Source organism: Xanthomonas citri pv. mangiferaeindicae, from assembly GCA_002240395.1.
In the GTDB taxonomy this organism is placed as follows: Bacteria; Pseudomonadota; Gammaproteobacteria; order Xanthomonadales; family Xanthomonadaceae; genus Luteimonas; species Luteimonas citri_A.
Window position 1 is genome coordinate 1,452,676 of record CP016836.1, and the last position, 26,536, is coordinate 1,479,211.

Sequence of the window (26,536 nt, forward strand, 5' to 3'; positions counted from 1 at the left end):
CGTGTCTCCGTCGAAGAAAGGAATATCGCGAAAGACAGCGGCGTCGGTCGACGCCGCCGCGGTGTCACAGGTCGATGCCGAAACCGAAGCCGGCCGATTTCTCGTCGCCGCTGAACGCGCCGCCGAGACTGAAGGACGCGCGCTCGCCGACCCGCTTGGCGTAGCCGATCGACAGCGCCTGCTCGCCGCTCTGGAAGCCGGCGCCCACCGCCACGCGTCCGCGCGGACTCTGTGTGCCGGCGGCGTTGGTGGCCATGTTGAGCATTGCCGCGCTCATCGCACCCTGCCGGTCCATGCGCCGGTCGACGTCACTGAAACGACGCTCGACATCGCCGCGGTAGGCGTCGAACTGATCCCCCCACGCGGCCAGGCGCTGGTCGGTGTAGGCCTTGGACGAGGCCACCGCCTGGGTGGCGGTGGTGTCGGCGTAGGCCTTGGCCTCGGTGACGCCGGCCCGGACCTGGGCGACGTTGGCCGCATCGGTCGCCTGCGTGCCGGCGGCGACGTTGGCGATCTGCCGCTCGGCACCCGCACTGCCGACCGAAACGGTCTGGGCGCGGTCGGCGACCGAGCCCTGGCCGAGTGCGACCGCGCCCTGCGCGGTGACGCTGGCCCCCTGGCCGAGCGCGGTGCCCGAAGCCGCGGTGACCGAGGCGCTTTCGCCGATGGCGACCGCATTCGTGGCATCGGCCGAGATACGGCTGTTGGCACCGACTGCGGTGCTGCCGTCGGCATGCACCTGGGCGTTGCCGCCGACGGCCGTGTCGTTGGGCCCGTACGCATAGGCGTCGCCGCCCAACGCCACGCCATTGGCGCCGTTCGCCGCGGCACCGCCGCCGACTGCCACCGCATTGGTGTCCGCGCCCACAGTGGCCGGCGCGTCGCCACCGACCGCGACGCGGTCGTTGGTGCCCTGGTTGCTGTCGATCACTGTCTCGACCGACCCGACGCGGGTCTTGAGTTGGCTGATCTGCACGTCGAGCGCGGCGAAGGTCGCGCCGATCGACGCGTATTGCGTGCCCTGCACGGCGTAGCTTGGCGCCGCCAGCGTGCCGAACGCGGTGACTGCGGCGCCGCCGCCCAGGATGTCGGCCATGCTCTGCAGGCCGCCGTGCAGTTGGGCACCGTTGATCGCCTGCGTGCTGTCGGCCGACACCGCGCCTGCGGCCAGGTTCGACAACACCGTGCCGTCGGCCCCCGCCAGCGAGATGCGGCCCTTGTCGACGTCGTCGTAGGCCACCGCGTTCTGCGCGACCCCGGCGACGTCGCCAATGCGCGTATCCAGATCATCCACGCGGCCTTCGACCGCGGTCACCCGCGTGTTCGTCTCGAACAGCTGGCTGCCATTCACCGCATCGGTGCTGTCTTCGGTCAGTTCGCCGGCGGCGACGTTCGTGATCACCGTGCCGTCGGCCCCGGCCAGCGAGATGCGCGCCTTGTCGGCATCGTCGTAGATCACGGCATTGGCAGACAGCTCACCGAGGCCACCGGCGACGGCGTCGAGCTGCGCGAGGTTCACCGCATCGGTCGCTTCGGTGCCGGCGGCGACGTTGGTGATCTGGCGTTCGGCGCCCGCCCGGCCCACCGAGATCGTGTTCTCTCGGTGCGCCCAAGAATTCGCACCCAGAGCGACGCTGTTGTCGACGCCGGTCCACAGGCCGTTGGCCTGCTGCCGACCGACGATCGCCGAGGTGCCCAGCGCGATCGAGTCCGATCCGTAGGTGTTGGTGCCGACCCCGATGGCGATGCTGTTGAGGTACAGGATCGGCGAGGGCGCGAAGAAGTCGCCGTTCCAGACCATCGAGCGGTTGCCGATCGCGATCGAATTCTGGCCAGCGGCTGCGGATGCCGTTCCCAGCGCGACGGCGTTGAGGTTGCGGGCCGATGCCGCGTTGCCCAGTGCCGTGCCACCTTCATAGAGGGCGTTTGCGCTCGACCCGATCACCGTGGTGCCCTTGGCGCTCGCGCGCGCGCCCGAGCCGATCGCCGTGGTGAAGTCGAACGTGGCCTGCGCGCGATCGCCGATCGCGATTGCATCGTAAGCGGTGGCCTGTGTCCGATAGCCGATCGCGATCGAGCGGATGGCCGTGGCTTCGGCCAATGCACCGATCGCGGTCGCGGCGTATTCGGTCGCCTGCGCGCCGCCACCGATCGCCGTCGACAAGCGGCCTTGCGCCTTGGTGTTGCGCAGGATCTGGCCCATAAAGTTCGAGCCGATTTCGTCCTCGCGCACGTCGACGATGCCACCGATCGCAACGGCCGATTTGCCGCTGGTCTCCGACTGCGCGCCGATGGCGGTGTTGAAGTCGCCGTTGGCCTGGGCGCCGGCGCCCGCGGCCGTTGCGCCCAGCCCCGACGCGGCGGTCTGGCTGTGGATCACCACGCCGCGCGGCAGGGCGCTGTAGTCGATGTCGAGAACGCCGCCAAGGGCGGTCGACGAGTCGCCGACCGCCAGGCTGTCGCGGCCGAGTGCAGTGGCGTTGTTCGCATACGACACCGCGCCCGCTCCGAGCGCGACCGTACCGGCGCCCACCGCAGATGCCGCCTCACCGGCCGCCAGCGCATTCTCGCCATCGGCGTAAGCGCCCGCATCGCTGTCGGGGCTACCCGTGGCCTGCAGATAGCGCGAGGCATCCGCGGCCACCGCCTCGAGCTGGGACAGGTTCACCGCATCGGTGGCCTGCGTGCCCGCGGCGACGTTGGTGATCTGCCGCTCTGCGCCACTGCGACCGATCGAGACCGTGTTGCTGCGATCGGCGATGGCGCCGGCGCCCAGGGCCACCGCATCGTCGATGTTGCTTGGCAAGCCATCGTCTTCCGGTAGGGCCCATCCACCGACCGTCGCCCCGGCGCCGAGTGCGATCGAGCGGCTGCCGTGCACCTCGGCATTGGTGCCCATCGCGATGCCGTCGGCAAACACGACGGTCTCCTCACGCCAGGGATTACTGTTCCACACGAAGGATTTGCCGATCGAGATGCTGTTCTCGGCGGCAGCCCAGGCACCGCTGCCCAGCGCCGTGGCGCCGACGCCATTGGCCATCGCGGCCTCGCCGACGGCTGTTGCTTGCGCTGCGATCGCAGTGGCGAAGCTGCCCAATGCGGTCGCTCGGAGGTGGGTGGCCCGTGCGCCGCCGCCGATCGCGGTCGCCCATTCTTCCGACGCCTCGGCGCGGTCGCCGATCGCAGTCGCATCGTAGGCCGTCGCCTGACTGGCATAGCCGATGGCCACCGCGCGGATGCCGCTGGCGCCGGCCAGTGCGCCGATCGCGGTGGCCGCGTAGTCGGTTGCTTGCGCGCCACCGCCGATCGCCGTCGCAAGACGACCCGATGCCCGCGTGTTCTGCAGCTCGACGCCGGCGAAGTCCTCTCCGAGCTGGTCTTCGCGCACATCGACGATGCCGCCGATCGCGACCGCGGACTTGCCGCTGGTCTCGGTCTGCGCGCCGATCGCGGTGTTGAAGTCATCGTCGGCGCGCGCGCCCGCGCCCAGCGCCGTCGCGGCCAGCCCGTTGGCAGCCGTCTGCTGGTCGAGCACCACGCCGAACTCGCCCGCCGCACTGTAGTCGAGCTGCAACATGCCGCCGAGCGCCGTCGAAGATGCGCCCGTCGCGAGGCTGTCCTTGCCGATCGCGGTTGCGGTGTCGGCGTAGGCCAATGCGCCGCCGCCGACGGCCGTTGCGCCTTGCCCAACGGCCGAGGCCGCCTCGCCTGCGGCCAGTGCATCGTCACCGTCGACGAATGCCCCCGCGTCGCTATCGGCGCTGCCACTGGCCTGGAAGTGGCGCAGGGATTCGTTGGTGGCCGCCTGCAACTGCGCCAGGTTCACCGCATCGGTCGCTTCGGTGCCGGCGGCGACGTTGGTGATCTGGCGTTCGGCGCCCGCCCGGCCCACCGAGATCGTGTTCTCTCGGTGCGCCCAAGAATTCGCACCCAGAGCGACGCTGTTGTCGACGCCGGTCCACAGGCCGTTGGCCTGCTGCCGACCGACGATCGCCGAGGTGCCCAGCGCGATCGAGTCCGATCCGTAGGTGTTGGTGCCGACACCGATGGCGATGCTGTTGAGGTACAGGATCGGCGAGGGCGCGAAGAAGTCGCCGTTCCAGACCATCGAGCGGTTGCCGATCGCAATCGAATTCTGGCCAGCGGCTGCGGATGCCGTTCCCAGCGCGACGGCGTTGACGTTGCGGGCCGATGCCGCGTTGCCCAGTGCCGTGCCACCTTCATAGAGGGCGTTTGCGCTCGACCCGATCACCGTGGTGCCCTTGGCGCTCGCGCGCGCGCCCGAGCCGATCGCCGTGGTGAAGTCGAACGTGGCCTGCGCGCGATCGCCGATCGCGGTCGCGTCGTAGGCCGTGGCCTCGGTGCGGTAGCCGATCGCGATCGAACGGTTGGCGGTGGCTTGAGCCAGCGCACCGATCGCGGTGGCGGCATATTCGGTCGCCTGCGCGCCGCCGCCAATCGCCGTCGACAGGCGCCCGGCCGCCTTGGTGTTGCGCAGGATCTGGCCCATGAAGTTCGAGCCGATTTCATCCTCGCGCACGTCGACGATGCCGCCGATCGCAACGGCCGACTTGCCACTGCTCTCGGACTGCGCACCGATCGCGGTATTGAAGTCGCCGTTGGCCTGCGCGCCGGCGCCGGCAGCGGTCGCGCCCAGGCCCGAGGCCACGGTCTGCTGGTGGACCACCACGCCGCGCGGCAGTGCGCTGTAGTCGATGTCGAGGACGCCACCGAGCGCAGTCGACGAGTCACCCACCGCAAGACTGTCGCGACCAACCGCCGTCGCGTTGATCGCATACGAGACCGCACCTGCGCCCAGCGCGACCGTCCCGGCGCCGATCGCCGAGGCCGCTTCGCCCGCCGCCAGCGCGTTGTCGCCTTCGACATATGCGCCGACATCGCTGTCGGCGCTGCCGCTGGCCTGGAAGTAGTGCGCGACGGTGTCCGCGTCGACAGCGGCCGGTGTGTCGTACACCCGCACCCCCACGGCGGTGGCCTGCGCCAGTGCCGTCAGCGGCAGCGCTAGCGCCAGACCGGCGACGAGGACGCCCGTGCGGCGTGCGTGCCGGCTGCGCGCCAGCTCCGAGGCCACGACCATGCGACCAAGCTCGGCGTTCCAGAGGGTGCGGTAGATGCGGTTCATTTCGGAGGTCTCCGGCAGCGTTTCATGAAGGCGAGCACGGTCGCGCGGCGGGCTTGCGCCCGCCACCACCGGCTTTCCGTGTCTTGGCCCTGTCATCCAGATCGGATAGGGCGTCCCCGTCTGCGACCGTACGAGGCGTCGGCGCCTCTTGTCACCCGCAACATCTCGCCGGAAGATCACGCGATTCTCACCGCCCGCCGGACTCGCCATGTACCGCCCGTTCCTGCGCTGGCTCGATCGCGCTCCGGTCATGGACCCAGTCGACCAGCGCAATGCGCGCGTGATCCAGGCGCTGTTGCTGTTTCTCGGCGTGACCGTGCCAGCGACGGTGGCCTTCGCCCTGGTGGCCAGCTGGCCGACACTGCGCGCCGAAGGGCTGCCGTGGCAGATCGCTGTTTCGTTGTCGATGAGCCTGGCGATCGGCCTGATCGCATTGGGCGGGGTGGCGCTGATCCGCTATGGCCGCTTCCGCCTGGCGGTCAAGCTGCTGATCGGCGTGCTGCTGGCGGTGTTCGCGGTGAACATGGCGCTCAACGGCCTGCAGCAGCAGATTCCCGACCAGCTCGCGCAACTGCTGGTGATGCTGCTCAGCGGGCTGGTGCTGGGACGGCGCGCGTTGTGGACGAGCTTCGCACTGCTCGCATCGAGCGTTGTGCTGGGCGCGGTGCACGATGCGCACGTGCTGTTTGCGCAGACGCCGGCGCGTGCGTTCTACAACCTGCCGTCGGTGCTGTTCACCTACCTGCTCGTCGCCATCCTCATCGACCGCACGACCGAGGCGCTGCGCGAGAGCCTGCGCGAGTCCAATGCACGCGGCGCGGCGCTCGAGCAGGAGATCCGCGAACGCGAGCGCACGCATGCCCAGCTCATCCACGCGCAGAAGAAGGAAATCACCGAGCGCATGGCCAGCGGCATGGCGCACGATTTCAACAACATCTTCTCGGTCATCGCGGGGTTTTCGGCCGAACGCCACGAGGACGACGGCGGCAGCGATGCCCAGCGCGCCGCGCAGTTGGAAAGCAGCCTGGCCTCGGTCGAAGCCTCGGCGCGGCGCGGCATGGCGATCAGCCGCAGGCTGCTGCGCTTCAGCCGCCGCGACGAGACGCAGGTCGAGGTCTTCGATGCCGGCGAAGCGATCGATGCACTGCAACCGATGCTGCGGCAACTGCTCGACGCGCGCATCGTGCTGCGCTTCGATCGCGACAGCGCGCCGCTGCCGATCCTGTTCGACCGCAGCCAGTTCGAGTTGATGCTGCTCAACCTGGCCTCCAATGCGCGCGATGCGATCAATGGCACGGGCGTATTCGACATCCAGGCACGACGCGCACCGGACCATGTCGCGATCACTCTGCACGACGATGGTGGGGGCATGCCGCCCGAGGTGGCCGCACGCGTGTTCGAGCCCTTCTTCAGCACCAAGCCGGCCGACAGCGGCACCGGCCTGGGCCTGGCGGTGGTGCACGAGTTGGTGACCACCGCCGGCGGCACGATCGCCGTGACCAGCGCGCCGGGCGCCGGCACCACGTTTCGGATCGCGTTGCCGCTCAGCCCTGCGACGTGAGCATGTAGCCGCGGCCGTGTACGGCCGTCAGCGGCAGGGTCTCACCGCAGCGCGTGCGGGCCTTGCTGCGCAGGCGATGGATCATCGAATCGATGCGGTGGGCATCGAAGTCATGCACCTGGTCGGTCAACGCCTCGATCAGCGCTTCGCGCGCCACCAGTTCGCCGGGCGTGTCGAACAGCCGCCGGCACAGCCGCCGCTCGCTCTGGGTCAGCGCCGCAGAGCCGCCCGATGGCGACAGCAGGCACCAGCCATCCGCACTCAAGCGCCATCGGCCGGGCGTGTCGCGTCCCTCGGTGGGCGCCGCGACGGTGTCCAGGCGCCGCGCAAGGCTGTGCAGCGTGGCGGCGAGCAGGTCGATCTCGATCGGCTTGGTCAGATAGGCATCGGCGCCTTCGGTTAGGCCGCGGACGCGGTCGCCGGTCTCGGCGCGACTGGTCAGCATCACCACCCCAAGCTGCGGCCGTGTCTCGCGCAGCGCGCGTGCCAGGCTGAAGCCGTCCCCGTCGGGCAGACCGACATCAAGCACGACCAGCTCGACCGGGTGCGCATCGAGGTGGGCGCGCAACGCCGCGATGGTCGCAAACCCCACCGCGGCGAAGCCGAAACGCTGCAGGCCGGGCAGCAGGATCCGCTCGCGCAACATGGCCTCGTCCTCGAGCACGGCGACGTGCAGCGCGGCGGTCATCGACAGTGGTCAGGTCCGGTCATGTGGGCCGCATCCTAGCCCCGCCGCCGAGCCGCGGACAAATCGCCTCTGCTTGCCTGCAGGCGCGGGCGGCAGTCCCCACTGCCGCCCGCGCGGTCCCTTCCCCGATCAGCTCTCGTAGGCCGATTCGCCGTGCGAGACGATGTCCAGGCCCTGACGCTCGTCCTCCTCGCTCACGCGCAGCCCGACGACCGCGCGCGTGACCAGAAGCGCGAGCGTGGTGACAACGGCGCACCAGAGAATCGTGAACAGCACGCTGAAGGTCTGCGCCCAGACCTGGGCGCCGATCGAGCCCTCGATCCCGGTACCGCCGAGCGAGGCATCGCTGAAGACGCCGGTCAGGATCGCGCCAACGATGCCGCCCACCGCGTGCACGCCGAACACGTCGGCGGTGTCGTCGGCGCGCAGCAGGCGCTTGAGGCCATTGACGCCCCACACGCAGATCGCGCCAGCGGCCAAGCCGATCACCAGCGCGCCGATCGGGCCAACGGTGCCGGCGGCCGGGGTCACACCGACCAGACCGGCCACTGCACCCGATGCCGCGCCCAGGGCCGACGGCCGCCCCTTGCTGATCGCTTCGACCAGACTCCAGGCGACCACGCCGGCAGCAGTGGCCACCATCGTGTTGATCATCGCCAACGCCGCACTGGCGTCGGCGGCCAACGCCGAACCGGCATTGAAGCCGAACCAGCCGACCCACAACAGCGAGGCGCCGATGAAGGTGAACGGCACGCTGTGCGGCTTGAGCGCCTCACGGCCGTAGCCCAGTCGGCGGCCGACGAAGTACGCGCCGACCAGCCCGGCGATGCCGGCGTTGATGTGCACCACGGTACCGCCGGCGAAGTCGATCACGCCCTTGTGCGCGAGGAATCCGTCCTCGCCGCTCCACACCATGTGCACCATCGGCAGGTAGGCGAACGTGACCCACAGCACCGAGAACAGCAGCACCGCGCAGAACTTGATGCGCTCGGCGAAGGCGCCGATCACCAGCGCGGCGGTGATCCCGGCGAAGGTCGACTGGAACACCACGAACAGGAACTCGGGCAAGCCACCGGCATCGCTCTGCGGGGTGATCCCGCGCAGGAAGGCCTTGTTGGTGAACGAGCCGAAGAACGCGTTGCCGCTGGTGAACGCGGCACTGTAGCCATAGGCGACCCACAGCAGGATCACCACCGAGAACACCACCAGCACCTGCACCAGCACCGACAGCACGTTCTTGGCGCGGACCATGCCGCCGTAGAACAGCGCCAGTCCCGGCACCACCATCAACAGCACCAGCAGCGTGGAGGTCAGCATCCAGGCGACGTTGCCGCTGTCGAAGACCGGGGACGGGGCCTCCGGGGCCTGGGCCATCGCGCCGGTCGAGACGCCGAGTAGTGCAAGTGCACACAGCAGCGACAGGCCCGCCGCCTGCATCCGGGTGGTCCACCCGCGGGTTTGGATCGAGTTCATGGCATGTCTCCGGATGGGGTTAGAGCGCATCGGCGCCGATCTCGCCGGTACGGATACGCAGGACCTGCTCGAGCGCGACGACGAAAACCTTGCCGTCGCCGACCTTGCCGGTCGCCGCGGCCGCGGTGATCGCTTCGAGCGCGGCCTCATAGGCCTCGTCAGTGACCGCGCATTCGATCTTGAGCTTGGGCAGGAAGTCGACGACGTACTCGGCGCCGCGGTAGAGCTCGGTGTGGCCCTTCTGACGGCCGAACCCCTTGACCTCGGTGACCGTCAGGCCGGTCACGCCGGCCTCGCCGAGCGCCTCGCGGACCTCGTCGAGCTTGAAGGGGCGGATGATCGCGGTGATCAGTTTCATGGATGTCTCCGGTTGCACGATCGCCGTGTCAGAACGACTTGGTGATCGCGAAGGTGAGGGTGTCGTCGGGACCGACGAGGTCGTTGTCGTGCCACGTCAGGGCGAGGTCGAAGCCGTTCTCGAAGGCCTTGCCCACGCCCACCGACCAGAACGCGTAGGTCGCCGTGCCCGCGCTGCCGGCGACCCACTGCTTGCCGGCGGCGCCGTTGAGCGACCAGCCCGGGGCGAACTCCCAGCCCAGGCCGAGGTCGAGGTTGCTGCTGCCGTCCGAGTCGGGAATGCCGAACAGGTCGGTCACGGCATAGGAATACTTCGCACTCAAGATGCCCCAGCTCAGCCCGGCATAGAGCTCGGTGGTGTCGGCCTTGTCGAAGCCGGCCGGATAGCGGCCCGGATACCAGTAGTGCACGGCGCCGACATCCCAGCCGAGGCCCGAATCACCGAAGTCGCCGCGGACACCCAGGTAGCCGTCGAGTTCGAGTTGGCTCGACACCTCCGGGTCGCTGTCGGCGAGCCAACTGATGCTGCTGCCCCAGGTGCCGGCATAGAAGCCGCTCTCGTGCGCCCACTCCACGCCGCCCTGCAGGGCAGGCTTCTCGTCGGTCTGGGTGATGCCGCGGAACAGGTAGTCGCTGGTCAACGTGATCGTGCCGGATACCTCCGCGTGCGCGGCGCCCCCAACAGCAACCCTGCACACAACAGGGCCTTGCGTACGTGCTTGCATGACGACATGACAGGCTCCTCATCTGAAAGGAAAGCCCTCCCCGGTCATTGCTGGCTGCATCGGCGATGCCGAGCAGATGGTGCTTCGGCGTGGCGACCTGCCCCCTGGCGGTCGTCCGTCGCGACCGGCGCTCTATGGCGTCTGTTGGCCGCTTTCGATCCCTCGTCGACTGCGTACGGCGCCGCTTGCGCGGTGAAACGAAGAAGGGCCTGCCGTGCGGCAGGCCCTTCGGGTGCATCAGATCGCGTAGTACATCTGATACTCGAGCGGGTGAGCCGGGCACGCTTGCGCGGCACTGCCGCGCGTGCCCGGCGAACGCCCGTCGCGCTGCGACGGGCCGGACAGCCGCCCCGTCGAAGCCATGGCGATGACGTACGCGATGTCCATCAGATCGCGTAGTACATCTGATATTCGAGCGGATGGGTCGCGCCTCGGAACGCGGTGACCTCCTTCATCTTCAACGCGATGTAGGCGTCGATGAAGTCGTCGGTGAACACGCCGCCGGCCTTGAGGAACTCGCGATCCTTGTCGAGCGCCTCGAGTGCCTGGTCGAGCGAGTGGCACACGGTCGGGAAGTTCTTCTCTTCCTCCGGCGGCAGGTCATAGAGGTCCTTGTCGCTGGGGCCGCCCGGGTCGATCTGGTTCTTGATGCCATCCAGGCCCGCCATCATCAGCGCGGCGAACGTCAGGTAACCCGACTGCATCGGATCGGGGAAGCGCATCTCGATGCGGCGCGCCTTCGGATTGGCGACGTACGGAATGCGGCACGAGGCCGAGCGGTTGGACGCCGAGTAGGCCAGCATCACCGGCGCCTCGAAGCCCGGCACCAGGCGCTTGTAGGAGTTGGTCGAGGCATTGGCAAACGCGTTGATCGCACGCGCGTGCTTGAACACGCCGCCGATGTACCACAGCGCGGTCTGGCTCAGGCCACCGTAGCCGTCGCCGGTGAACAGGTTGGTGCCGCCCTTGGCCAGCGACTGGTGCACGTGCATGCCACTGCCGTTGTCGCCGACGATCGGCTTGGGCATGAAGGTCGCGGTCTTGCCGTTGCGGAAGGCGACGTTCTTGACGATGTACTTGAGCGTCTGCAGTTCGTCGGACTTGGCGACCAGCGAGTTGAAGCGGGTGCCGATCTCGCACTGGCCGGCGTTGGCGACCTCGTGGTGATGGACCTCGACCTCGATGCCGACCTGCGAGAGCGTCTTGCACATCTCGGCACGGATGTCGTGCAGCGAGTCGAGCGGAGCGACCGGGAAGTAGCCGCCCTTGATGCCGGGACGGTAGCCGCTGTTACCGCCTTCGTACTCCTTGGCCGAGTTCCAGTGCGCTTCTTCCGAATCGATGTGGAAGAAGGTGTGGCCCATCTCGTTGCCGTAGCGCACCGAGTCGAAGATGAAGAACTCGGGCTCGGGCCCGAAGAAGGCCTGGTCGGCGATGCCGCTCGACTTGAGGAAAGCCTCGGCCTTCTTGGCGATGCCGCGCGGGTCGCGCTCGTAGGACTGCATCGTCGTCGGATCGAGGATGTCGCAGGTGATCACCAGCGTCGGATCGGCGGTGAACGGATCGACGAACGCAGTGGAGGCGTCGGGCATCAGCACCATGTCCGAATTCTGGATGCCGCGCCAGCCGCTGATCGACGAGCCGTCGAACATCTTGCCGTCCTCGAACAGGCCGGGCTCGACGATCGACTGCGGGAACGTGACGTGGTGCTGCACGCCGCGCATATCGGTGAAGCGCAGATCGATGAACTCGATCTTGTGGTCCTTGATCAGCTTTTCGACATTGTCGATGGACATCGGGAACGATCGCCTTGAGGTTGGGTGTGCTGGTGATCAAGCAACCCTCATGCCAACCGATGTCTTTCTTTTAGATCAATGGCTTACGCCCAGACAGCGGATGATGCGACAGAGGCCACGCACCATGTTGGTGCTATCTGCGCAAGTTTGCACGGATCCGGTGCGGCTCAGACCGGCAGCGGCAATCCGCGCCAGGCCTTGACGGTGCGCAGCACGAAACTGGAATTGACGTCGTCGACCGCCGGCTGGTTGAGCAGCCGGTCGAGCAGGAATCGCGAGAAGTGCTCCAGATCGCGCACCGCGACCTGCAGCAGGTAGTCCATGTCGCCGGTCAGCGCGTGGCAGGCGACGACCTCGTCCCAGTCGTCGACCAGCTGCGCGAAGCCGGCGACCGCGGCGCTGTCGTGGTGTTTGAGCTGCACGCGGACGAAGGCCTGCAGTCCGAGTCCCAGGCGCTCGGCATCGACCTCGGCGCGGTAGCCGGCGATGACCCCGTCGCGCTCGAGCCGCTGGACCCGGCGCAGGCACGCCGAGGCCGACAGGTGCACGCGCTCGGCGAGATCGGCATTGCTCTGCCTGCCGTTGCGCTGCAGTTCGGCGAGCAACAGCAGATCCGTGCGGTCCAAGGTGGCGGCGGCCATGGATTGCTCCATTTCGTATTCACACGCACGGATCTTGCGCACAAACCGGCTTTTCGCGCAATGAACGCAAGCCCGTTGCGAGCCTGCCGCGTTATCGTCCAAGGCTCGTGTTCTTTCCAGGAGCGTGCGATGTCCGCCCAGCCTTCGAGCGCCCCGCGCCGGGTCGAGAACCTGCAGACCGACAAGGGCAAGGTCCCGGTCTACGCCACTGGCATCGTCGAGCAGCCCTGGGACGACTACAGCGCCGACGACCACGCGACCTGGGCCACGCTCTATGCGCGCCAGCGCGCGCTGCTGGTCGGGCGCGCCTGCGACGAGTTCCTGGAGGCGCAGGACGCGATGGGCATGACGCCCGACGCGATTCCGAAGTTCTCCGAACTCAACACCGTGCTCGAGGCCGCGACAGGCTGGACCCTGATGGGCGTCGAGGGCCTGTTGCCTGAGCTCGATTTCTTCGACCACCTCGCCAACCGCCGCTTCCCGGTGACGTGGTGGATCCGCCGCCCGGACCAGATCGACTACATCGAGGAGCCGGACCTGTTCCACGATCTGTTCGGCCATGTGCCGCTGCTGATGAATCCGGTGTTCGCCGACTACATGCAGGCCTACGGCCGCGGCGGGGTCAAGGCGCATGGGATCGGCCCCGACGCGCTGCAGCACCTCACGCGGCTGTACTGGTACACGGTGGAGTTCGGGCTGATCCGACAGGCGCAGGGCCTGCGCATCTTCGGCGCCGGCATCGTGTCGTCGAAGGGCGAATCGATCCATTCGCTCGAGTCCGACGCGCCCAACCGCATCGGGTTCGATCTGGAGCGGATCATGCGCACGCGCTACCGCATCGACACCTTCCAGAAGACCTACTTCGTCATCGACAGCTTCGAGCAGTTGATGGAGGCCACGCGCCCGGACTTCGCGCCGATCTATGCGCGGCTGGCACCTATGGACGCGATCGATGCCGGCACGGTGCAGGACACCGACCGGGTGTTCCACCGCGGCACCGGCGAAGGCTGGGCCAGCGGCGGCGACGTGTGAGACATCGCCTGCGCACGATGCGCTGATTTTTCATTCAGCGGTGCCAAGTCCACTGTGCGCCAATCAGCACACCACGACCGGGGCCGGGTTCGTAGAAACGGCCGTTGCCTTCGTTGACGATCACCGAGCCGATATAGGCCTGGTCGAGGAGGTTGTCGACACGCAGGTACGTGCGCAGCTCGCCAGTCTCGAAACGCCAGCGGCGCGCGCCTTCCAGATGCAGCAGGGCGTAGCCCGCGGCGCGCCCGGTGGCGAGATCGTCGACCACGACATCGCCGACGCCAACGCCTTCGATCGCCGCACTCCAGGCGCCGCCGGTCCAGTCCAGCCGCGCAAACAGCTGGCGCGCCGGCACACCGGGAATGCGCGCGCCAGCCGCGACCGGCGTCGTCGGCACGGTGCAGCCCGCGCCGGTGCAGACGCGGTAGGCGTCGCGGAAGGTCGCATCGAGCCAGGTCGCCGCGACACTGAGTTCCAAGGCCTCACCCAGCGGCTGGCGCAGCGACAGTTCGGCGCCCTGGCGACGCGCGCGTCCGACATTCTGGAAACTGCTGCGGCCGCCGACATTGCGCGCGACCGCGAGCTCGTTGTCAGTGTCGGCACGGAACAGCGCGGCGTTCCACGTGGCGCCGGCGGGCGCGCGCCACTTGGCACCGAGCTCGAGGTTGTCGCTGATCGCCGGCGCGAGGTCGAAGGCCAGCCCGGCGCCGCCATCGCTGCGATAGCCCAGCTCGTTGAAGGTCGGCGTCTCGAAGCCACGGCCAGCCGACAGGTAGGCGCGCAAGTCGTCGCGCGGTGCGAACACCAGCCCGGCGACCGGCGAAGTCTGACGGTAGGCAATGCGACCGCTGTCGTCGGGATTGGTCGCGGTGACGTAGGCGTCGCGTGAGACGAACTCGACCTCGCTGTGGCGCACGCCGGCCAGCAGCGACCAGCGCGCTGCGAACGCCCAGTACGCCTGCGCGAACTGGTCGCGGTTCTCGACCGTGTTGCGCTCGTCGCGACGCCGGGCGCCGCGCACGCCGAGCGCATCACCGACGACGTTCTCGAAGCCCTGGCGATGCTGGCGCTGGCGGTCGGCGTTCGCGCCGACGGTCAGTTCCAGCGGCCGGCCGACGAGTGCGCCTTCCCAGCTCCAGCGCAGGTCGAGACCGCCGTAGGCGTTGTCCAGGTCGATGACGCCACCCGCGTTCAACGGATTGGCCTGCGCGGCCGCCGGGATCGGCAGGAACTGCACCACCGCGCGCTCGCCGCCGTAGGCCATCGCGCGCAAGGTGTGCGCCTCGCCCACGCCATGCTCGTAGACCGCACCGGCCTGCTGCTGGCGCACCGTCTTGCGGGTGTCGAACTGCCGCGCCACCGAGGCGACCTGGCGCGGATTCGCGCGCACTTGGTCGGCGGTCAGCCCCAGCGGATCCTGGGCATCGATGTCGACCCAGTTGGCGACCAGGTCCAGGCGCCGCCGCTGGCCAAGGTCGAAGTGCAGCTTCGCGTTCGCCGAGTCGCGGCGCGCGGCACTGTGGTCGCGCCAGCCGTCGGTGTCGAAGCGCGACAGCGCGAGGTTGTAACCCACCGTCTCGCTGCCGCCGCGCAGCTGCGCGGCCAGGCTCGTGGTGGCATCGCGTCCGTGACTGGCCTTGAATCGCCAGTCGTCGCCCGGCGCGCCGTCGGCACTCCAGATCTGCAGCACGCCGCCCGAGGAATTGCCGTACAGCGACGAGAACGGCCCGCGCATGATCTCGATCCGATCACCGCCGACCAGACTGAAATGCGACAGCTGGCCCTGCCCGTCGGGCATTGAGGCCGGAATGCCGTCGGCGTAGAGCCGCACGCCGCGCACGCCGAAGGTCGAACGCGCGCCGAAGCCGCGGATCGACAGCTGGGTGTCCTGCGCGTGGTTCTGGCGATCGCGCGCGAGCAGCCCGGGCACGCCGGCCAGCGGCTCGGAGGCGACAGTGCCGCTGCGGTTGCTGCCGGCATCGTCGAGCCGCAATGCATCGACCGAGGCCGGTGTGTCGAAATCCGACACACCGCGCAGCCGGGTCGCGTCGACCCGCACCCGGTCGAGGGTGCGCGGCGCTTCGAACGCGCCGGCCGGGACGGCAGCGCAGCCGGCGGCGATCGCCAGCGGCAGGGACGCGAAGAACGGGGCGGAGCGGAACGCGACGAACGACAGAGGCATCGGCAGGCAGGCGCAACGGGGGCGTGCACCGTAGCAGACGTCCCGCGACGCGCCCGTGCCGCCGGCCGCATCCGGGCCGGCGGCGCTGTGCAGTTCAGGCCGCGAAGTCGAGGACCACGCGCCCTTCGATCTTGCCCGCGTGCATGCGCGAGAACACGTCGTTGATGTTCTCCAGGCGGTCGGTCGAGACCGTCGCTGCGACCTTGCCCTGCGCGGCGAAGTCCAGCGACTCCTGCAGGTCCAGGCGGGTGCCGACGATCGAGCCGCGCACGGTCACACCATTGAGCACCATGCCGAAGATGTCGAGCGGGAACTCGCCCGGCGGCAGGCCGTTGAGCGAGACCGTGCCGCCACGGCGGACCATGCCGATCGCCTGCTCGAAGGCCTTGGGCGAGACCGCGGTGACCAGTGCGCCGTGTGCGCCGCCGATCTCCTTTTTCAGATAGGCGACCGGATCGGTGGTGCGGGCGTTGACGGTGACCGTGGCCCCCAGCCGCGTGGCGAGGTCGAGCTTGCTGTCGTCGACATCGACCGCGGCCACGTTCAGTCCCATGGCGCGGGCGTACTGCACCGCCATGTGGCCCAGTCCACCGATCCCTGAGATCACGACCCAGTCGCCGGGCTTGGTGTCGGTAACCTTCAGGCCCTTGTAGACGGTGACGCCGGCGCACAGCACCGGGGCGATCTCGACGAAGCCGACGTTCTTCGGCAGATGGCCGACGTAGCCGGCATTGGCCAGCGCGTACTCGGCAAAACCGCCGTTGACCGAGTAGCCGCTGTTCTGCTGCGCCTCGCACAGCGTTTCCCAGCCGCCCAGGCAGTGTTCGCAATGGCCGCAGGCCGAGTACAGCCACGGAATGCCGACCCGGTCGCCTTCCTTGATGTGGGTCACGCCCTGGCCGACCGCAACCACGTGGCCCACGCCCTCGTGGCCCGGAATGAACGGCGGGTTCGGCTTGACCGGCCAGTCGCCATCGACCGCATGCAGGTCGGTATGGCAGACACCGCAGGCCTCGATCTTGACGAGGATGTCGCCGGCCGCCGGCCGCGGCACCTCGACCTCCTCGATGACCAGCGGTTTGCCGAACTCGCGGACCACCGCGGCCTTCATCGTCTTGTCCATCGTCCAGGCTCCAGAACAGTCAAGGGGACGATCAGGCTAGCGCGGCGCAGGCGCGGCCGCCTTGATCCGTATCAATCCCGTCGCCGCGGCGGCGGGCGGGTCAGATGACGCGCAGCGTGATCGCCTTGAGCACCGCGCGCGTACGGTCGCGGGTGCCGAGCTTGTCGAGGATCGCCGAGACGTAGTTCTTCACCGTGCCCTCGGCCAGAAACAGGCTGCGCGCGATCTCCTTGTTGGAATAGCCGCCGGCGAGCAGGCGCAGGATCGCGACCTCGCGTTCGTTGAAGGTCTCGCGCGGGGCCTGGTCGTCGTGGAACCGGTAGCGCGCCCGCACTGGTTCGGTGCTGACCGGCTGCAGCAGCGTCTCGCCCGCGGCGACGCGCGCGATCGCATCGCGCAGATCCTCGGGCGCGGCGTCCTTGAGCAGGAAGCCCTGCGCGCCGGCGTCGGTCGCGCGCAGCAGCAGGTCGCTGTCGTCGAAGGTGGTCAGCAGCAGCACCGGCGTGGCATCGCCCCGCGCACGCAGCGCAGTCAGGGCATCGATGCCGTCCATTCCGGGCATGCGGATGTCACTGAGCACCACATCGACCGGCTGCGCGGCGATCCGCTCGAGCAGGCTCGCGCCCGAGTCGGCCTCGAACACGATGACGATGCCCTGGCGTTCCAGCAGCGCGCGCAGCCCGGCGCGGACCAGGGCCTGGTCGTCGGCGAGCGCAACGCGCACGGGCGATGTATTCATGCCGGCAACTCCGCATCGATCCGCATCGCGCCACGGGCATTGCGCGCCAGGCGCACCCGGCCCCGCAACGCCGCCAGGCGCTCGCGCATGCCGGCGATGCCATTGCCTTCGCGCCAGTCCTCGCGCACCAGGCCGTCGTCCTCGATGGTCACATGCAGCACATCGCCTGCGCGGTGCAGGGTGACATCGAGCGTGTCCGCGTCGGCGTGCTTGGCGGCATTCGTCAGCGCTTCCTGCACCAGCCGCAGCACCGCCTCGGCGATCGCGGGGTCCGTCACCTGCACGTCGTCGGCGATGGTGAGCCGCAGCACCGGGCGCGGCATCGGCGCGGCGAGCGCGCGCAGCGCGGTGGCCAGATCCAGGCCACCGCGCTCGCGCAACGCCTGGACCACGTTGCGGATATCGGCGAGCAGTTCGCCGGACAGTTGATCGGCCACGCGCAGCTGCGCGTTGCTGGCGAACGCCGGTTCTTCGGTCAACGCGCGCAGGTTCAGGCGCATCGCGGTGAGTTTGTGGCCGGCGACGTCGTGGAGTTCCCGCGCCACCCGCAGGCGCTCGGCATCGCGGGCACTGTCGGCGAGCAGCGCGCGTGTGGCCAGCAGATCGGCATTGACCCGCGAGAGGGTATCGCGGGCGCGCTCGGCACTGCGCGCGTAGTGCATGCACAACCCGGCGAAGGCCTGAAAGCCGGCGAAGATCAGCACCGACATCAGCGGCGCGCCGAAGCCGGCGATGTGCTTGAGGATCAGGTAGTAGACCGTGTCGGCGAGGACCAGCGCGATCGTCGCCACACGCGGCGACCAGTGCGAGAACGCTGCCGCGATCCAGACCACCAGCAGCACCGGCGCGGTGCCGGGTTTGGGGGCGAGCGCGATCAGGGCCAGCGCGATCACCGGCAGCAGCGCGACCATCGCGTGCTCGACCCGTCGCAGCCTCGGCGGCCACAGCGGCAGCGACAGGAAGCCGACGGCGAACAGCCCCAGCAGCAGCCAGGCCGTCGGCTGGTGCGAGGGCTCGTAGTAGCGCACCGAGAACGCGACCGCCCCGAGCGTCAGCAACGCGGCGAGATTGAGCGGTTCGAACAGGCGGCGGGGCGGGGTCATGGCGCCATGCTGCAAGCCGGCGCCGGCAGCGGCAATGGGTGGGGCGCAGAAAGTGACTTCCGGCACTGCGGATCGATGACCACTGGCAGCAGGCATCGGGGACAGCGCACGGAAGACTGTGGCCACACCCAACCAGGACATCGCCATGCGCCGCAGCCCCGCCTCCATCGTCGCCCCGTTCGCTCTGCTGGCCGCCGCCGCGCTCGCCGCGCCCGCGCAGGCTGCCACTCTCGAGGTGACCATTCGCGATGCCCGCAACCAGGACGGGCAGTTCCAGGTCGCCCTGGTCGATGCGGCGGGCTATGCCGGCGAAGCGCCGCCGATCGCCGGCCGCCTGCTGGCCCCGAAGGCGATGTCACCCACCTGCGCTTCGACGACGTGCCGGCCGGACGCTACGCGTTGCTGGTGATCCACGACGAGAACGGCAACGGCAAGCTCGACACCAACCTCACCGGCATGCCAGTCGAAGGCTACGGCTTCAGCAACAACCCGCGGGTGATGCGCAAGCCGACGTTCGACGAGGCGGCGTTCGAGGTCGGTCGCGACACCGCCGCGCTCGACATCGCAATCCGTTGATCCGGCCGCCCCAGGAGAGCCCCCATGGACCGCCGCCACTTCCTCCGCAATCTGCTCTCGGGCGCCACCATCGCCGCACTCGGGCCCGCGCTGTTGCACGGCGCGGACGCATTCGCCGGCGATCCAGCCGAGTTTGCCGCCGGCCTGCGCGAGCACCCGTATCTGGCCGGCTGGCGTCAGGTGTCGGCCGAGGCTTTCGGCCCGACGACGGTGCAGATCGAAGGCCGTCTGCCGGCGGACTTCGCCGGCACGTTGTATCGCAACGGGCCCGCCTGGTTCGAGCGCGACAGCTTCCGCTACGAGCACTGGTTCGACGGCGACGGCATGGTCCACGGTTGGCGCTTCGGCGACGGCACCGTGACCCATCGCGGGCGCATGGTGCAGACCCCGAAGTTCAAGCGCGAACGCAGCGCCGGGCGCTTCAACACGCTGGCGGCGGGCACCACGATCGCCGACCCGGTCGCGCTGCGCAACAACGACGATGCCAGCACCGCCAACACCTCGGTGGTGGTGATCGACGGGCGCCTGTTCGCGTTGAGCGAGGCCGGCTCGGCCTTCGAGCTCGACCCCGATGCGCTCGACACGATCGGTCCCAAGACCTGGCGACCCGATCTGCAAGCGCTGCCGTTCTCGGCCCACCCACTCCAGGACCGCGACGGCAGCTGGTGGAACTTCGGGGCGCTGTCGATGCTCGGCGGTGCCGGCCTGCTGGTGTGGCACATCGGCCGCGACGGGCAGCTGATCGACGCGCAGGTGCACGACATGGGCGCACCCGGCTACCTGCATGCCTTCGTGCAGACCGACCGGCATCTGGTCTTCCTGCTGACGCCGTTCGACTACACACCGGCCGGCTCGTTCTTCGAAAGCCTGACGTTCGCGCCACAGCGCGCGTCCACGGTCCTGGTCGTCGACAAGACCGCACCCGACCGAGTTGCGCGCCGCTTCGAGGTCGACTTCACGATGGCCTATCACTTCGGCGATGCCTTCGAGCGCGACGGCGAAATCACCGTGCGCACGATGCGGCTGGCCGATGTGGCAAAGGCGCGGTCGCCACATCGCGAGGCGATGTTCGGTCATCACGGCCCGGCCGCCCCTGCGGAGCTGGTCGAGTTGCGCCTGGACATGCGCACCGGCCGCGGCCGCTGGGAGACCACGGGCCTGGGCGGCATGGAGTTTCCGATGTTCGATGCCCGCACGCCCAGCGACCGTGGCGCCCGGCTCTACACCCCGACCAATGCCGGCGACGCGACCGCGCCGTACTTCAATGCGGTGCAGATGATCGACCCGGTGGCCGGCCGACGCGAACTGCATCGCTACGGGCGCGACATCCTCGCCGAGGAACATGTCTTCATCCCGCGTCCTGGCAGCACGCGCCCCGACGACGGTTGGCTGGTCGGTACGCTGCTCGACCCCACGCGCGACCGCAGCGGTATCGCGGTGCTCGACGCCCAGCACATCGGCGACGGCCCGGTCGCGACCGCCTGGCTCCCGTACGCGTTCCCACTCGGCTTCCACGGCCACTTCGCGCAGGCGGCCTGAAGCCGCGGCGTCGGGCCGGACATCAGGGCAGAGAGGCCCGCCGTCCGATCCGATGCGTCAGCCGCGCGCGAACGTCCGCGGCCGCGCCGCGACCCGGACTGGCCGTTCGCGCAGGCCGGCGGCAGTCAGCCACTGCACCAGTTGCGGCACAAGCGCCGGCAGTTCGGCACTGGTACCGCGCGGCACGCGCGCCACGCCGGCCAGAAGACTCACCGCCTCGACACCGGGCGCGGTGAATTCGAGCCGCGCGTGGTCCGATGCGCTCTGCCAGCGGAAGAGCGTGAGATCGCGCAAAGCAACGTCGCGCGGCGGCTGGCCCGGACGCTCCAGGGTCAGGCGCTGCGCATCGATGCGCAGCGTCACGGTCTCGGTGCCACGACGCAGCAGCGCCGTCAGCACCAGATAGCCGGGCAGGCCGACGACCAAGGCGAAGAGCAGGATCGCGCCGTAGGCGCCGATGCGCAGCACGATGTCGTAGAACGCGATCAGGCCGGCGATCGCCAGCGCCCCGGCGACCACCGTCACCGATCCGATCCAGACGGCAAGGGTGCGCGTGCGCATGGGCACGGCCGGAAAGCACAGCGTCCAGGCCGCGCCGTCGCGATGCCACTGCGTCCGCGTCATCGTCGCCGCGCGCGCCTGGGCGTCGCGCTGGAAATACCCGCTCACCCGCCCGAGCAGCGCCAGCCAGATCCAGCCGAACATCGGCGCGATCCCGAGCTGCATCCAGAGCGCGGCATGGCGCAGCGGCTCGGGCAGCGGAGACAGATCGGGCAGGTCGCCGTGGATCGCCCACGCCACCACTCCGACGCCGATCGCAGCGCCGGCGACATGCAGCAGGACGCCCAGACGCCGCGGTGAGACCCGGAAGGTCGCGGCGACGAAGGACACGCCGCACAGCACCCCGGCCAGCAACACCGCCAGGTACGGCGGGAACGCCATCCCGTGGCGTCCGGCGACGATCGCCAACGCCGTACAGGCCGCGGCCCAGGCCAGGGGCGAGCGCAGCGCCCGCCGCCACCACGGCTGTCGCGCCGGGCCCGGGCGCGCGCGGACGGCTGCGTTGCGGGAACGCGAACGCCGCCGGGCGCTCATGCCTGACTCAGCGCGCCACCGTCGCCACCGCCTCGGCGACGTAGTCGAGGGTCTTCAGGCTCAGCGCCGCGACGCAGATGCGCCCCGTACCGACGGCGTAGATGCCGAATTCGTCGCGCAGCCGGTCGACCTGCGCACGGCTCAGGCCCGAATACGAGAACATGCCCGCCTGGTCCTGGATGAAGGCGAACTGCGGCGCGCCGTGCGCGGCGAGCTTCTCGACCAGCCCGGCGCGCAGCGCGTGGATGCGCTCGCGCATCTGGCCGAGCTCGGCCTCCCAGCGCGCACGCAACTCGTCGCTGCCGAGCACGCCGGCGACCAACGCCGCGCCGTGCGTCGACGGGCTCGAGTAGTTCGCGCGCACGATGCGCTTGATCTGCGACTGCACCGCGCGGCTCTGTTCTGCGTTGGCCGAGACCACGGACAGGGCGCCGACGCGCTCGCCGTAGAGCGAGAACGACTTGGAGTAGGAGCTGGCGACGACGAACTCGGCGATGCCCGAGGCGGCGAGCAGACGCACGGCCGCGGCGTCCTGGGCGATGCCCTGGTCGAAGCCCTGGTAGGCCATGTCGACGAACGGGAACAGCCCGCGCTCGGCCAGCACCTCGATGACCTGGCGCCACTGGTCGGCGGTGAGGTCGGCGCCGGTCGGGTTGTGGCAGCAGGCGTGCAGCAGTACGACGGTGCCGGGCTGGAGCTTGCGCAGATCGGCCAGCATGCCGTCGAAATCGATGCCGTGGCGGGCGGCGTCGAAGTAGGTGTAGTCGACGACCTCGAAGCCGACCGCGCCGAACACCGCGCGGTGGTTCTCCCAGCTGGGGGTGCTGATCGCGATCGTCGCGTGCGGCAGCACCTTCTTCAGCAGGTCGGCGCCGGTGCGCAGCGCGCCACTGCCACCGATCGTCTGAGTGGTCGCGACGCGGCCATCGGCCAGCAGCGGCGAATCGACGCCGAACAGCAGCTCGCGGGTGGCCCGGGTGTAGTCGGGCATGCCGTCGATCGGCAGGTAGCCGCGCGGCTTGGCCTCGGAGGCCAGCCGCTGCTCGACCTCGCGCACCGCATCCAGCACCGGGATGCGACCGGCCTCGTCGTAGTAGATGCCCACACCGAGATTGACCTTGGTGGTACGCGGATCGGCGTTGTAGGCGTCGGTCAAACCGAGGATGGGATCACCGGGGACGAGTTCGACAGCAGCGAAGAAGGAGGACACGGCACGGCCTGCGACGGTTGAGGGGAGGAGATGCGGCGCGCCGGGCGCGCGGCAAACCCATGCAGGATAGCCGGCCGGCGCCGCGCGCGCGATGCCGCCGGGACAGCGCGACGCTTCCGGGCGACAATGCCGCCACCCTGTCCGCCGTGGAGCCGCCATGCCCGCCATCTCCCTGACCCGCCACCTGATCGAGGAGCAGCGCCTGGGGCACGTGACCCCCGACCTGCGGCTGCTGCTGGAAGTGGTTGCGCGCGCGTGCAAGCGCATCTCGGTCGCGGTCGGCAAGGGCGCGCTGGGCGATGTGCTCGGCGAGGCCGGCGGCGAGGCGGGCAGCATCAACGTCCAGGGCGAGGCGCAGAAGAAGCTCGACGTGATCAGCAACGAGATCCTGCTCGAGGCCAATGCCTGGGGCGGCCATCTGGCCGCGTGCGCCTCGGAGGAGATGGCCCATTGCGAGCCCATTCCCGACGCCTTCCCGCGCGGCAACTACCTGCTGGTGTTCGACCCGCTCGACGGCAGCTCCAACATCGACATCAACGCCAGCGTCGGCACGATCTTCTCGGTCCTGCGCTGTCCCGAGGGTGTGGCCGCAGTCGAGGACGCACACTTCCTGCAGGCCGGCCGCACCCAGGTCGCCGCCGGCTACTGCCTGTACGGGCCGAGCACGATGCTGGTGCTCACCATCGGCCACGGCACGCACGCCTTCACGCTCGACCGCGAGCAGGGCTCGTTCGTGCTGACCCGCGCCGATCTGCGCATTCCCGAGACGACCCGCGAGTTCGCGATCAACATGTCCAACCAGCGTCACTGGGAAGCACCGACCCAGGCCTACGTCGCCGACCTGCTGGCCGGCACCGACGGCCCCCGCGGCAAGGACTTCAACATGCGCTGGGTCGCGGCGATGGTCGCCGACGTGCACCGCATCCTGACCCGCGGCGGGATCTTCATCTATCCCTGGGACCGCAAGGACCCGTCCAAGCCCGGCAAGCTGCGGCTGATGTATGAGGCCAACCCGATGGCGATGCTGGTCGAACAGGCCGGCGGCGCGGCGACCAACGGCCGCACCCGCATCCTCGACATCGAACCCGACTCGCTGCACCAGCGCGTGCCGGTGTTCCTGGGCTCGCGCGACGAGGTCGAGGCCGCGACCGGCTACCACCTGCGGCACGACGGCGACGCGGCGTGAGCGCGGCCGACTTCATCGAAGTCGTCCCCGGCGCCCTGGCGCCACAGGCCTGCGCGGCGATCGTCGCGCGGCTGCGCGCCAGCCCCGACCTGCAGCCCGGGCAGGTCGGCGGCGGCCTGCATCCCGAGCTCAAGCGCAGCCGCGACCTGTCGCTGGGCGATCGCAGCGACTGGGCCGACGTGGTCCGGCAGCTCAACGTGGCCGTCTACGGCGGCTTGATGCGCTACCTGCGCCGGTACCCGCAGGCGCTGATCGCACCGCTGATGCTGCAACAGCCCGATGCGGCCGGCACCCCCCGGCGACTGGTCGCCGAGGACTTCGCCGACATGGACGACGCCCGGCTCGGCGGCCTGCTGCAGACCTGCCTGCGCCCCGGCCAGATCAACCTGCAGTGGTATGCAGCGGGAGAGGGCGGCTACCCGTACTGGCACTGCGAGCTGTTTCCGCGCGATGCCGGCTGCGAGACCCTGCACCGCCACCTGCTGTGGACGATCTACCTCAACGACGGCTTTACGGCCGGCGAGACTGAGTTCCTGTTCCAGCAGCGCCGGATCGCGCCACGCACCGGCGACCTGTTGATCGCGCCGACCGCGTTCACCCATACCCATCGCGGCAACAAGCCGCAGGGCGGGGACAAGTTCATCGCCACCAGCTGGATTCTGTTCCAGCGCGCCGAAGCGCTGTACGGCAAGGGCTGAGGCCTTCCGGCCATTGCGGCCCTGGACCAGGCGCATCGGCATCCGGCGTGCGTGCCCTGCACTCTGCCGCGACGTCGCCGGTCGGGGGCCGCGTCAGCCGCGCGGGTGGTTGAGCACCAGCCAGTACAGCCCGATCTGCTTGACGACCTCGACGAACTTGCCGAAATCCACGGGCTTACGGATGTAGCTGTTGACGCCCAGCGCGTAGCTCGCCTCGACATCGAACGGCTCGGTGCTGGTCGTGAGCACGACCACCGGCAGGCCGCGCGTCGCCGGGCTGGCGCGCAGCGCCTGCAGCACCTCGCGACCGTCGAGCTTGGGCAGGTTGAGGTCGAGCAACACGATCGACGGCAGCTCGCTCGCATCGCGTCCGGCGTGGCGGCCGCGTGCGAACAGGTAATCGAGCGCCTCGGCGCCGTCGCCGACCACCACCAGTCGGCCATCGATCCGGGCCTCCGCGAATGCGATGCGGGTGAGCTCAGCGTCGTCGGGATTGTCCTCGATCAACAGGATCGTGTGTTCGCTCATTGGGGCGATGCGTCCTCGGCCGGCGGTGCCGGCAGGTCGATGTGGAAAGTGGTGCCGACGTCCTCCGCCGATTCCACCCGAATGCGGCCGCCATGCGCATGCGCGAGCCGCTGGGCGATCGCCAGCCCCAATCCATGGCCGGCGCCGTCGTCGGCGCCGTGCAAGCGCCGGAACGGCACGAACAATCGATCAGCATAGCGCATGTCGAAGCCGCGACCGGCATCGCGGACGCGCAAACGCAGGCGGTCGCCGACCCGTTCGCCATCGAGATCGATCCGCACGGTGTCGCGACCGGCGGAGAACTTCCAGGCGTTGTGCAGCAGCTTGCCGAGCAGTTGCTTGAGGGCATGCTCGTCGCCCCAGGCCCACAGGTCGGGCGCGACATGGATCTGCGCCGCCCGCCCGGGATCGGCATCCTGCAGCTCGGCGCAGATCCAGTCGCCGAGCAGGCTGATGTCGACGGGCCCGGGCTGGCGCGGCGGACGCATGGCACGCATGGTCTCGAGTAGCGCATCGATCAGACCGCCGGCCTGGGTCGCCGCACCGCGGATCCGCTGCACATGGTCGCGCGCCACAGCGGCGTCGGTGTCCTCGCCCTGCGCGGCCAGGCGCCGGGAGAACTGCTCGATCGTGCGCACCGGCGCCCGCAGCTCGTGCGAGATGCCGAACGCCAGCGTGTCCTGCAGCAGCTCCATGGCCCGCAGCGCGGTGACATCGTGGGCCTGCAGCAGCGCGTCGCCGCCCGGCAACGGCGTCAGCGTCAACTGCAACGAGCGCGCCCCATCCTCACCCCGGTCGATCGCGACCGGGACCTCGTGCAGGCCGTCGCCCCCCCGGCAAACCCGGCCAGTGCCTGGTCGAGTTGCGCGGCGACCGGTGTCAGCGCCTCGCGATGCGCGGCGGTCCCGACCAGCGCATCCGGACTGCGGTCGAGCCACGCCGCCAACACGGCGTTGACGCGCCGCCACGTGCCGTCGGGCGCGAGCTGCGCCAGACCGGTGGCGAGGTGGTCGAACACGTCGATCGCCGCAGCAGGTGCATCGGGCGAGGGCAGGGAGACAACATCGGACATGCGCGGCGCTAGGCGGCGGGAAGCCCAACAGTGTAGAAAATCCGGGCGTGGACGTATCGTACACGCGCC

21 protein-coding genes and 1 pseudogene are annotated in these 26,536 nt (G+C 69.5%); 6 read left to right on the top strand and 16 right to left on the bottom strand.

Annotation, left to right across the window (positions count from 1 at the left end; all coding sequences use genetic code 11):
• Window positions 1–64: 64 nt before the first annotated feature.
• A complete protein-coding gene (locus tag BEN78_06255) occupies window positions 65–5,143 on the bottom strand; it encodes a hypothetical protein (protein ASR43041.1) in 5,079 nt (1,692 codons plus the stop codon).
• A gap of 208 nt (window positions 5,144–5,351) precedes the next feature.
• On the opposite strand from BEN78_06255, the gene BEN78_06260 reads away from it, so the two are divergent.
• On the top strand, window positions 5,352–6,704 hold the full coding sequence (locus BEN78_06260; protein ID ASR43042.1) for a two-component sensor histidine kinase: 1,353 nt from the start codon (window positions 5,352–5,354) through the stop codon (window positions 6,702–6,704).
• Here BEN78_06260 and BEN78_06265 read toward each other — a convergent pair.
• From BEN78_06265 to BEN78_06290, 6 genes are all read right to left on the bottom strand, one after another.
• The gene (locus BEN78_06265; GenBank protein ID ASR43043.1) at window positions 6,688–7,392 is read right to left on the bottom strand and encodes a two-component response regulator; all 705 of its coding nucleotides are present in this window, start codon (window positions 7,390–7,392) and stop codon (window positions 6,688–6,690) included. The genes BEN78_06260 and BEN78_06265 overlap by 17 nt on opposite strands.
• 129 nt (window positions 7,393–7,521) lie before the next feature.
• Window positions 7,522–8,865, bottom strand: a complete 1,344-nt coding sequence (locus BEN78_06270; GenBank protein ID ASR43044.1) for an ammonia channel protein — start codon at window positions 8,863–8,865, stop codon at window positions 7,522–7,524.
• A 19-nt stretch (window positions 8,866–8,884) separates the two neighbouring features.
• Complete coding sequence (locus tag BEN78_06275; protein ASR43045.1) at window positions 8,885–9,223, bottom strand: transcriptional regulator; 339 nt, start codon at window positions 9,221–9,223, stop codon at window positions 8,885–8,887.
• 28 nt (window positions 9,224–9,251) lie between these two features.
• On the bottom strand, window positions 9,252–9,947 hold the full coding sequence (locus tag BEN78_06280) for a hypothetical protein (GenBank protein ASR43046.1): 696 nt from the start codon (window positions 9,945–9,947) through the stop codon (window positions 9,252–9,254).
• A 386-nt stretch (window positions 9,948–10,333) separates the two neighbouring features.
• Window positions 10,334–11,743, bottom strand: coding sequence for a type I glutamate--ammonia ligase (locus BEN78_06285; GenBank protein ASR43047.1), 1,410 nt, complete (start codon window positions 11,741–11,743; stop codon window positions 10,334–10,336).
• 167 nt (window positions 11,744–11,910) lie between these two features.
• On the bottom strand, window positions 11,911–12,396 hold the full coding sequence (locus BEN78_06290) for an AsnC family transcriptional regulator (GenBank protein ASR43048.1): 486 nt from the start codon (window positions 12,394–12,396) through the stop codon (window positions 11,911–11,913).
• Window positions 12,397–12,513: 117 nt separating this feature from the next.
• On the opposite strand from BEN78_06290, the gene BEN78_06295 reads away from it, so the two are divergent.
• Complete coding sequence (locus BEN78_06295) at window positions 12,514–13,416, top strand: phenylalanine 4-monooxygenase (GenBank protein ASR43049.1); 903 nt, start codon at window positions 12,514–12,516, stop codon at window positions 13,414–13,416.
• A gap of 34 nt (window positions 13,417–13,450) precedes the next feature.
• Here BEN78_06295 and BEN78_06300 read toward each other — a convergent pair whose 3' ends face one another.
• From BEN78_06300 to BEN78_06315, 4 genes are all read right to left on the bottom strand, one after another.
• Window positions 13,451–15,598 (bottom strand): ligand-gated channel, encoded by a 2,148-nt coding sequence (locus BEN78_06300; protein ASR43050.1) that lies wholly within the window; start codon window positions 15,596–15,598, stop codon window positions 13,451–13,453.
• A 94-nt stretch (window positions 15,599–15,692) separates the two neighbouring features.
• Entirely contained in the window at window positions 15,693–16,721 is a 1,029-nt protein-coding gene (locus BEN78_06305) for a zinc-dependent alcohol dehydrogenase (protein ID ASR43051.1), read from the bottom strand.
• A 100-nt stretch (window positions 16,722–16,821) separates the two neighbouring features.
• Window positions 16,822–17,460 carry a DNA-binding response regulator gene (locus tag BEN78_06310; protein ID ASR43052.1) on the bottom strand — a complete coding sequence of 213 codons (639 nt, stop codon included), beginning with the start codon at window positions 17,458–17,460 and terminating at the stop codon, window positions 16,822–16,824.
• Window positions 17,457–18,659, bottom strand: a complete 1,203-nt coding sequence (locus BEN78_06315; GenBank protein ASR44958.1) for a hypothetical protein — start codon at window positions 18,657–18,659, stop codon at window positions 17,457–17,459. The genes BEN78_06310 and BEN78_06315 overlap by 4 nt, the downstream gene beginning before the upstream one ends.
• A gap of 49 nt (window positions 18,660–18,708) precedes the next feature.
• On the opposite strand from BEN78_06315, the pseudogene BEN78_06320 reads away from it, so the two are divergent.
• Window positions 18,709–19,139 (top strand): annotated as a pseudogene (locus BEN78_06320) (hypothetical protein).
• A 24-nt stretch (window positions 19,140–19,163) separates the two neighbouring features.
• On the top strand, window positions 19,164–20,678 hold the full coding sequence (locus BEN78_06325; protein ID ASR43053.1) for a carotenoid oxygenase: 1,515 nt from the start codon (window positions 19,164–19,166) through the stop codon (window positions 20,676–20,678).
• A 57-nt stretch (window positions 20,679–20,735) separates the two neighbouring features.
• On the opposite strand, the gene BEN78_06330 is transcribed toward BEN78_06325, so the two are convergent.
• Complete coding sequence (locus BEN78_06330; GenBank protein ASR43054.1) at window positions 20,736–21,620, bottom strand: hypothetical protein; 885 nt, start codon at window positions 21,618–21,620, stop codon at window positions 20,736–20,738.
• Window positions 21,621–21,780: 160 nt separating this feature from the next.
• Window positions 21,781–22,983: an aromatic amino acid aminotransferase gene (locus BEN78_06335; GenBank protein ASR43055.1), complete on the bottom strand. Its 1,203-nt coding sequence runs from the start codon at window positions 22,981–22,983 to the stop codon at window positions 21,781–21,783.
• A 157-nt stretch (window positions 22,984–23,140) separates the two neighbouring features.
• On the opposite strand from BEN78_06335, the gene BEN78_06340 reads away from it, so the two are divergent.
• Together BEN78_06340 and BEN78_06345 are read left to right on the top strand one after the other, a co-directional pair.
• Complete coding sequence (locus BEN78_06340; GenBank protein ASR43056.1) at window positions 23,141–24,169, top strand: fructose-bisphosphatase; 1,029 nt, start codon at window positions 23,141–23,143, stop codon at window positions 24,167–24,169.
• Window positions 24,166–24,867 carry a 2OG-Fe(II) oxygenase gene (locus BEN78_06345; GenBank protein ID ASR43057.1) on the top strand — a complete coding sequence of 234 codons (702 nt, stop codon included), beginning with the start codon at window positions 24,166–24,168 and terminating at the stop codon, window positions 24,865–24,867. Before BEN78_06340 ends, BEN78_06345 begins: the two co-directional genes overlap by 4 nt.
• A 93-nt stretch (window positions 24,868–24,960) precedes the next feature.
• On the opposite strand, the gene BEN78_06350 is transcribed toward BEN78_06345, so the two are convergent.
• From BEN78_06350 to BEN78_06360, 3 genes are read right to left on the bottom strand one after another with little or no spacing between them, the layout of a single operon-like run.
• Window positions 24,961–25,395: a two-component system response regulator gene (locus tag BEN78_06350; protein ID ASR43058.1), complete on the bottom strand. Its 435-nt coding sequence runs from the start codon at window positions 25,393–25,395 to the stop codon at window positions 24,961–24,963.
• The gene (locus BEN78_06355; protein ASR43059.1) at window positions 25,392–26,159 is read right to left on the bottom strand and encodes a hypothetical protein; all 768 of its coding nucleotides are present in this window, start codon (window positions 26,157–26,159) and stop codon (window positions 25,392–25,394) included. Before BEN78_06355 ends, BEN78_06350 begins: the two co-directional genes overlap by 4 nt.
• The gene (locus tag BEN78_06360) at window positions 26,156–26,467 is read right to left on the bottom strand and encodes a hypothetical protein (GenBank protein ID ASR43060.1); all 312 of its coding nucleotides are present in this window, start codon (window positions 26,465–26,467) and stop codon (window positions 26,156–26,158) included. Before BEN78_06360 ends, BEN78_06355 begins: the two co-directional genes overlap by 4 nt.
• Between the last annotated feature and the right edge of the window lie 69 nt (window positions 26,468–26,536).

Bases quoted from the DNA above. Each gene is read 5' to 3' on its own strand.
- BEN78_06255 (ASR43041.1), bottom strand. From the start codon at position 5,143: ATGAACCGCATCTACCGCACCCTCTGGAACGCCGAGCTTGGTCGCATG.
- BEN78_06260 (ASR43042.1), top strand. From the start codon at position 5,352: ATGTACCGCCCGTTCCTGCGCTGGCTCGATCGCGCTCCGGTCATGGAC.
- BEN78_06265 (ASR43043.1), bottom strand. From the start codon at position 7,392: ATGACCGCCGCGCTGCACGTCGCCGTGCTCGAGGACGAGGCCATGTTG.
- BEN78_06270 (ASR43044.1), bottom strand. From the start codon at position 8,865: ATGAACTCGATCCAAACCCGCGGGTGGACCACCCGGATGCAGGCGGCG.
- BEN78_06275 (ASR43045.1), bottom strand. From the start codon at position 9,223: ATGAAACTGATCACCGCGATCATCCGCCCCTTCAAGCTCGACGAGGTC.
- BEN78_06280 (ASR43046.1), bottom strand. From the start codon at position 9,947: ATGCAAGCACGTACGCAAGGCCCTGTTGTGTGCAGGGTTGCTGTTGGG.
- BEN78_06285 (ASR43047.1), bottom strand. From the start codon at position 11,743: ATGTCCATCGACAATGTCGAAAAGCTGATCAAGGACCACAAGATCGAG.
- BEN78_06290 (ASR43048.1), bottom strand. From the start codon at position 12,396: ATGGAGCAATCCATGGCCGCCGCCACCTTGGACCGCACGGATCTGCTG.
- BEN78_06295 (ASR43049.1), top strand. From the start codon at position 12,514: ATGTCCGCCCAGCCTTCGAGCGCCCCGCGCCGGGTCGAGAACCTGCAG.
- BEN78_06300 (ASR43050.1), bottom strand. From the start codon at position 15,598: ATGCCTCTGTCGTTCGTCGCGTTCCGCTCCGCCCCGTTCTTCGCGTCC.
- BEN78_06305 (ASR43051.1), bottom strand. From the start codon at position 16,721: ATGGACAAGACGATGAAGGCCGCGGTGGTCCGCGAGTTCGGCAAACCG.
- BEN78_06310 (ASR43052.1), bottom strand. From the start codon at position 17,460: ATGAATACATCGCCCGTGCGCGTTGCGCTCGCCGACGACCAGGCCCTG.
- BEN78_06315 (ASR44958.1), bottom strand. From the start codon at position 18,659: ATGCCTGCTGCCAGTGGTCATCGATCCGCAGTGCCGGAAGTCACTTTC.
- BEN78_06325 (ASR43053.1), top strand. From the start codon at position 19,164: ATGGACCGCCGCCACTTCCTCCGCAATCTGCTCTCGGGCGCCACCATC.
- BEN78_06330 (ASR43054.1), bottom strand. From the start codon at position 21,620: ATGGCGTTCCCGCCGTACCTGGCGGTGTTGCTGGCCGGGGTGCTGTGC.
- BEN78_06340 (ASR43056.1), top strand. From the start codon at position 23,141: ATGCCCGCCATCTCCCTGACCCGCCACCTGATCGAGGAGCAGCGCCTG.
- BEN78_06350 (ASR43058.1), bottom strand. From the start codon at position 25,395: ATGAGCGAACACACGATCCTGTTGATCGAGGACAATCCCGACGACGCT.
- BEN78_06360 (ASR43060.1), bottom strand. From the start codon at position 26,467: ATGTCCGATGTTGTCTCCCTGCCCTCGCCCGATGCACCTGCTGCGGCG.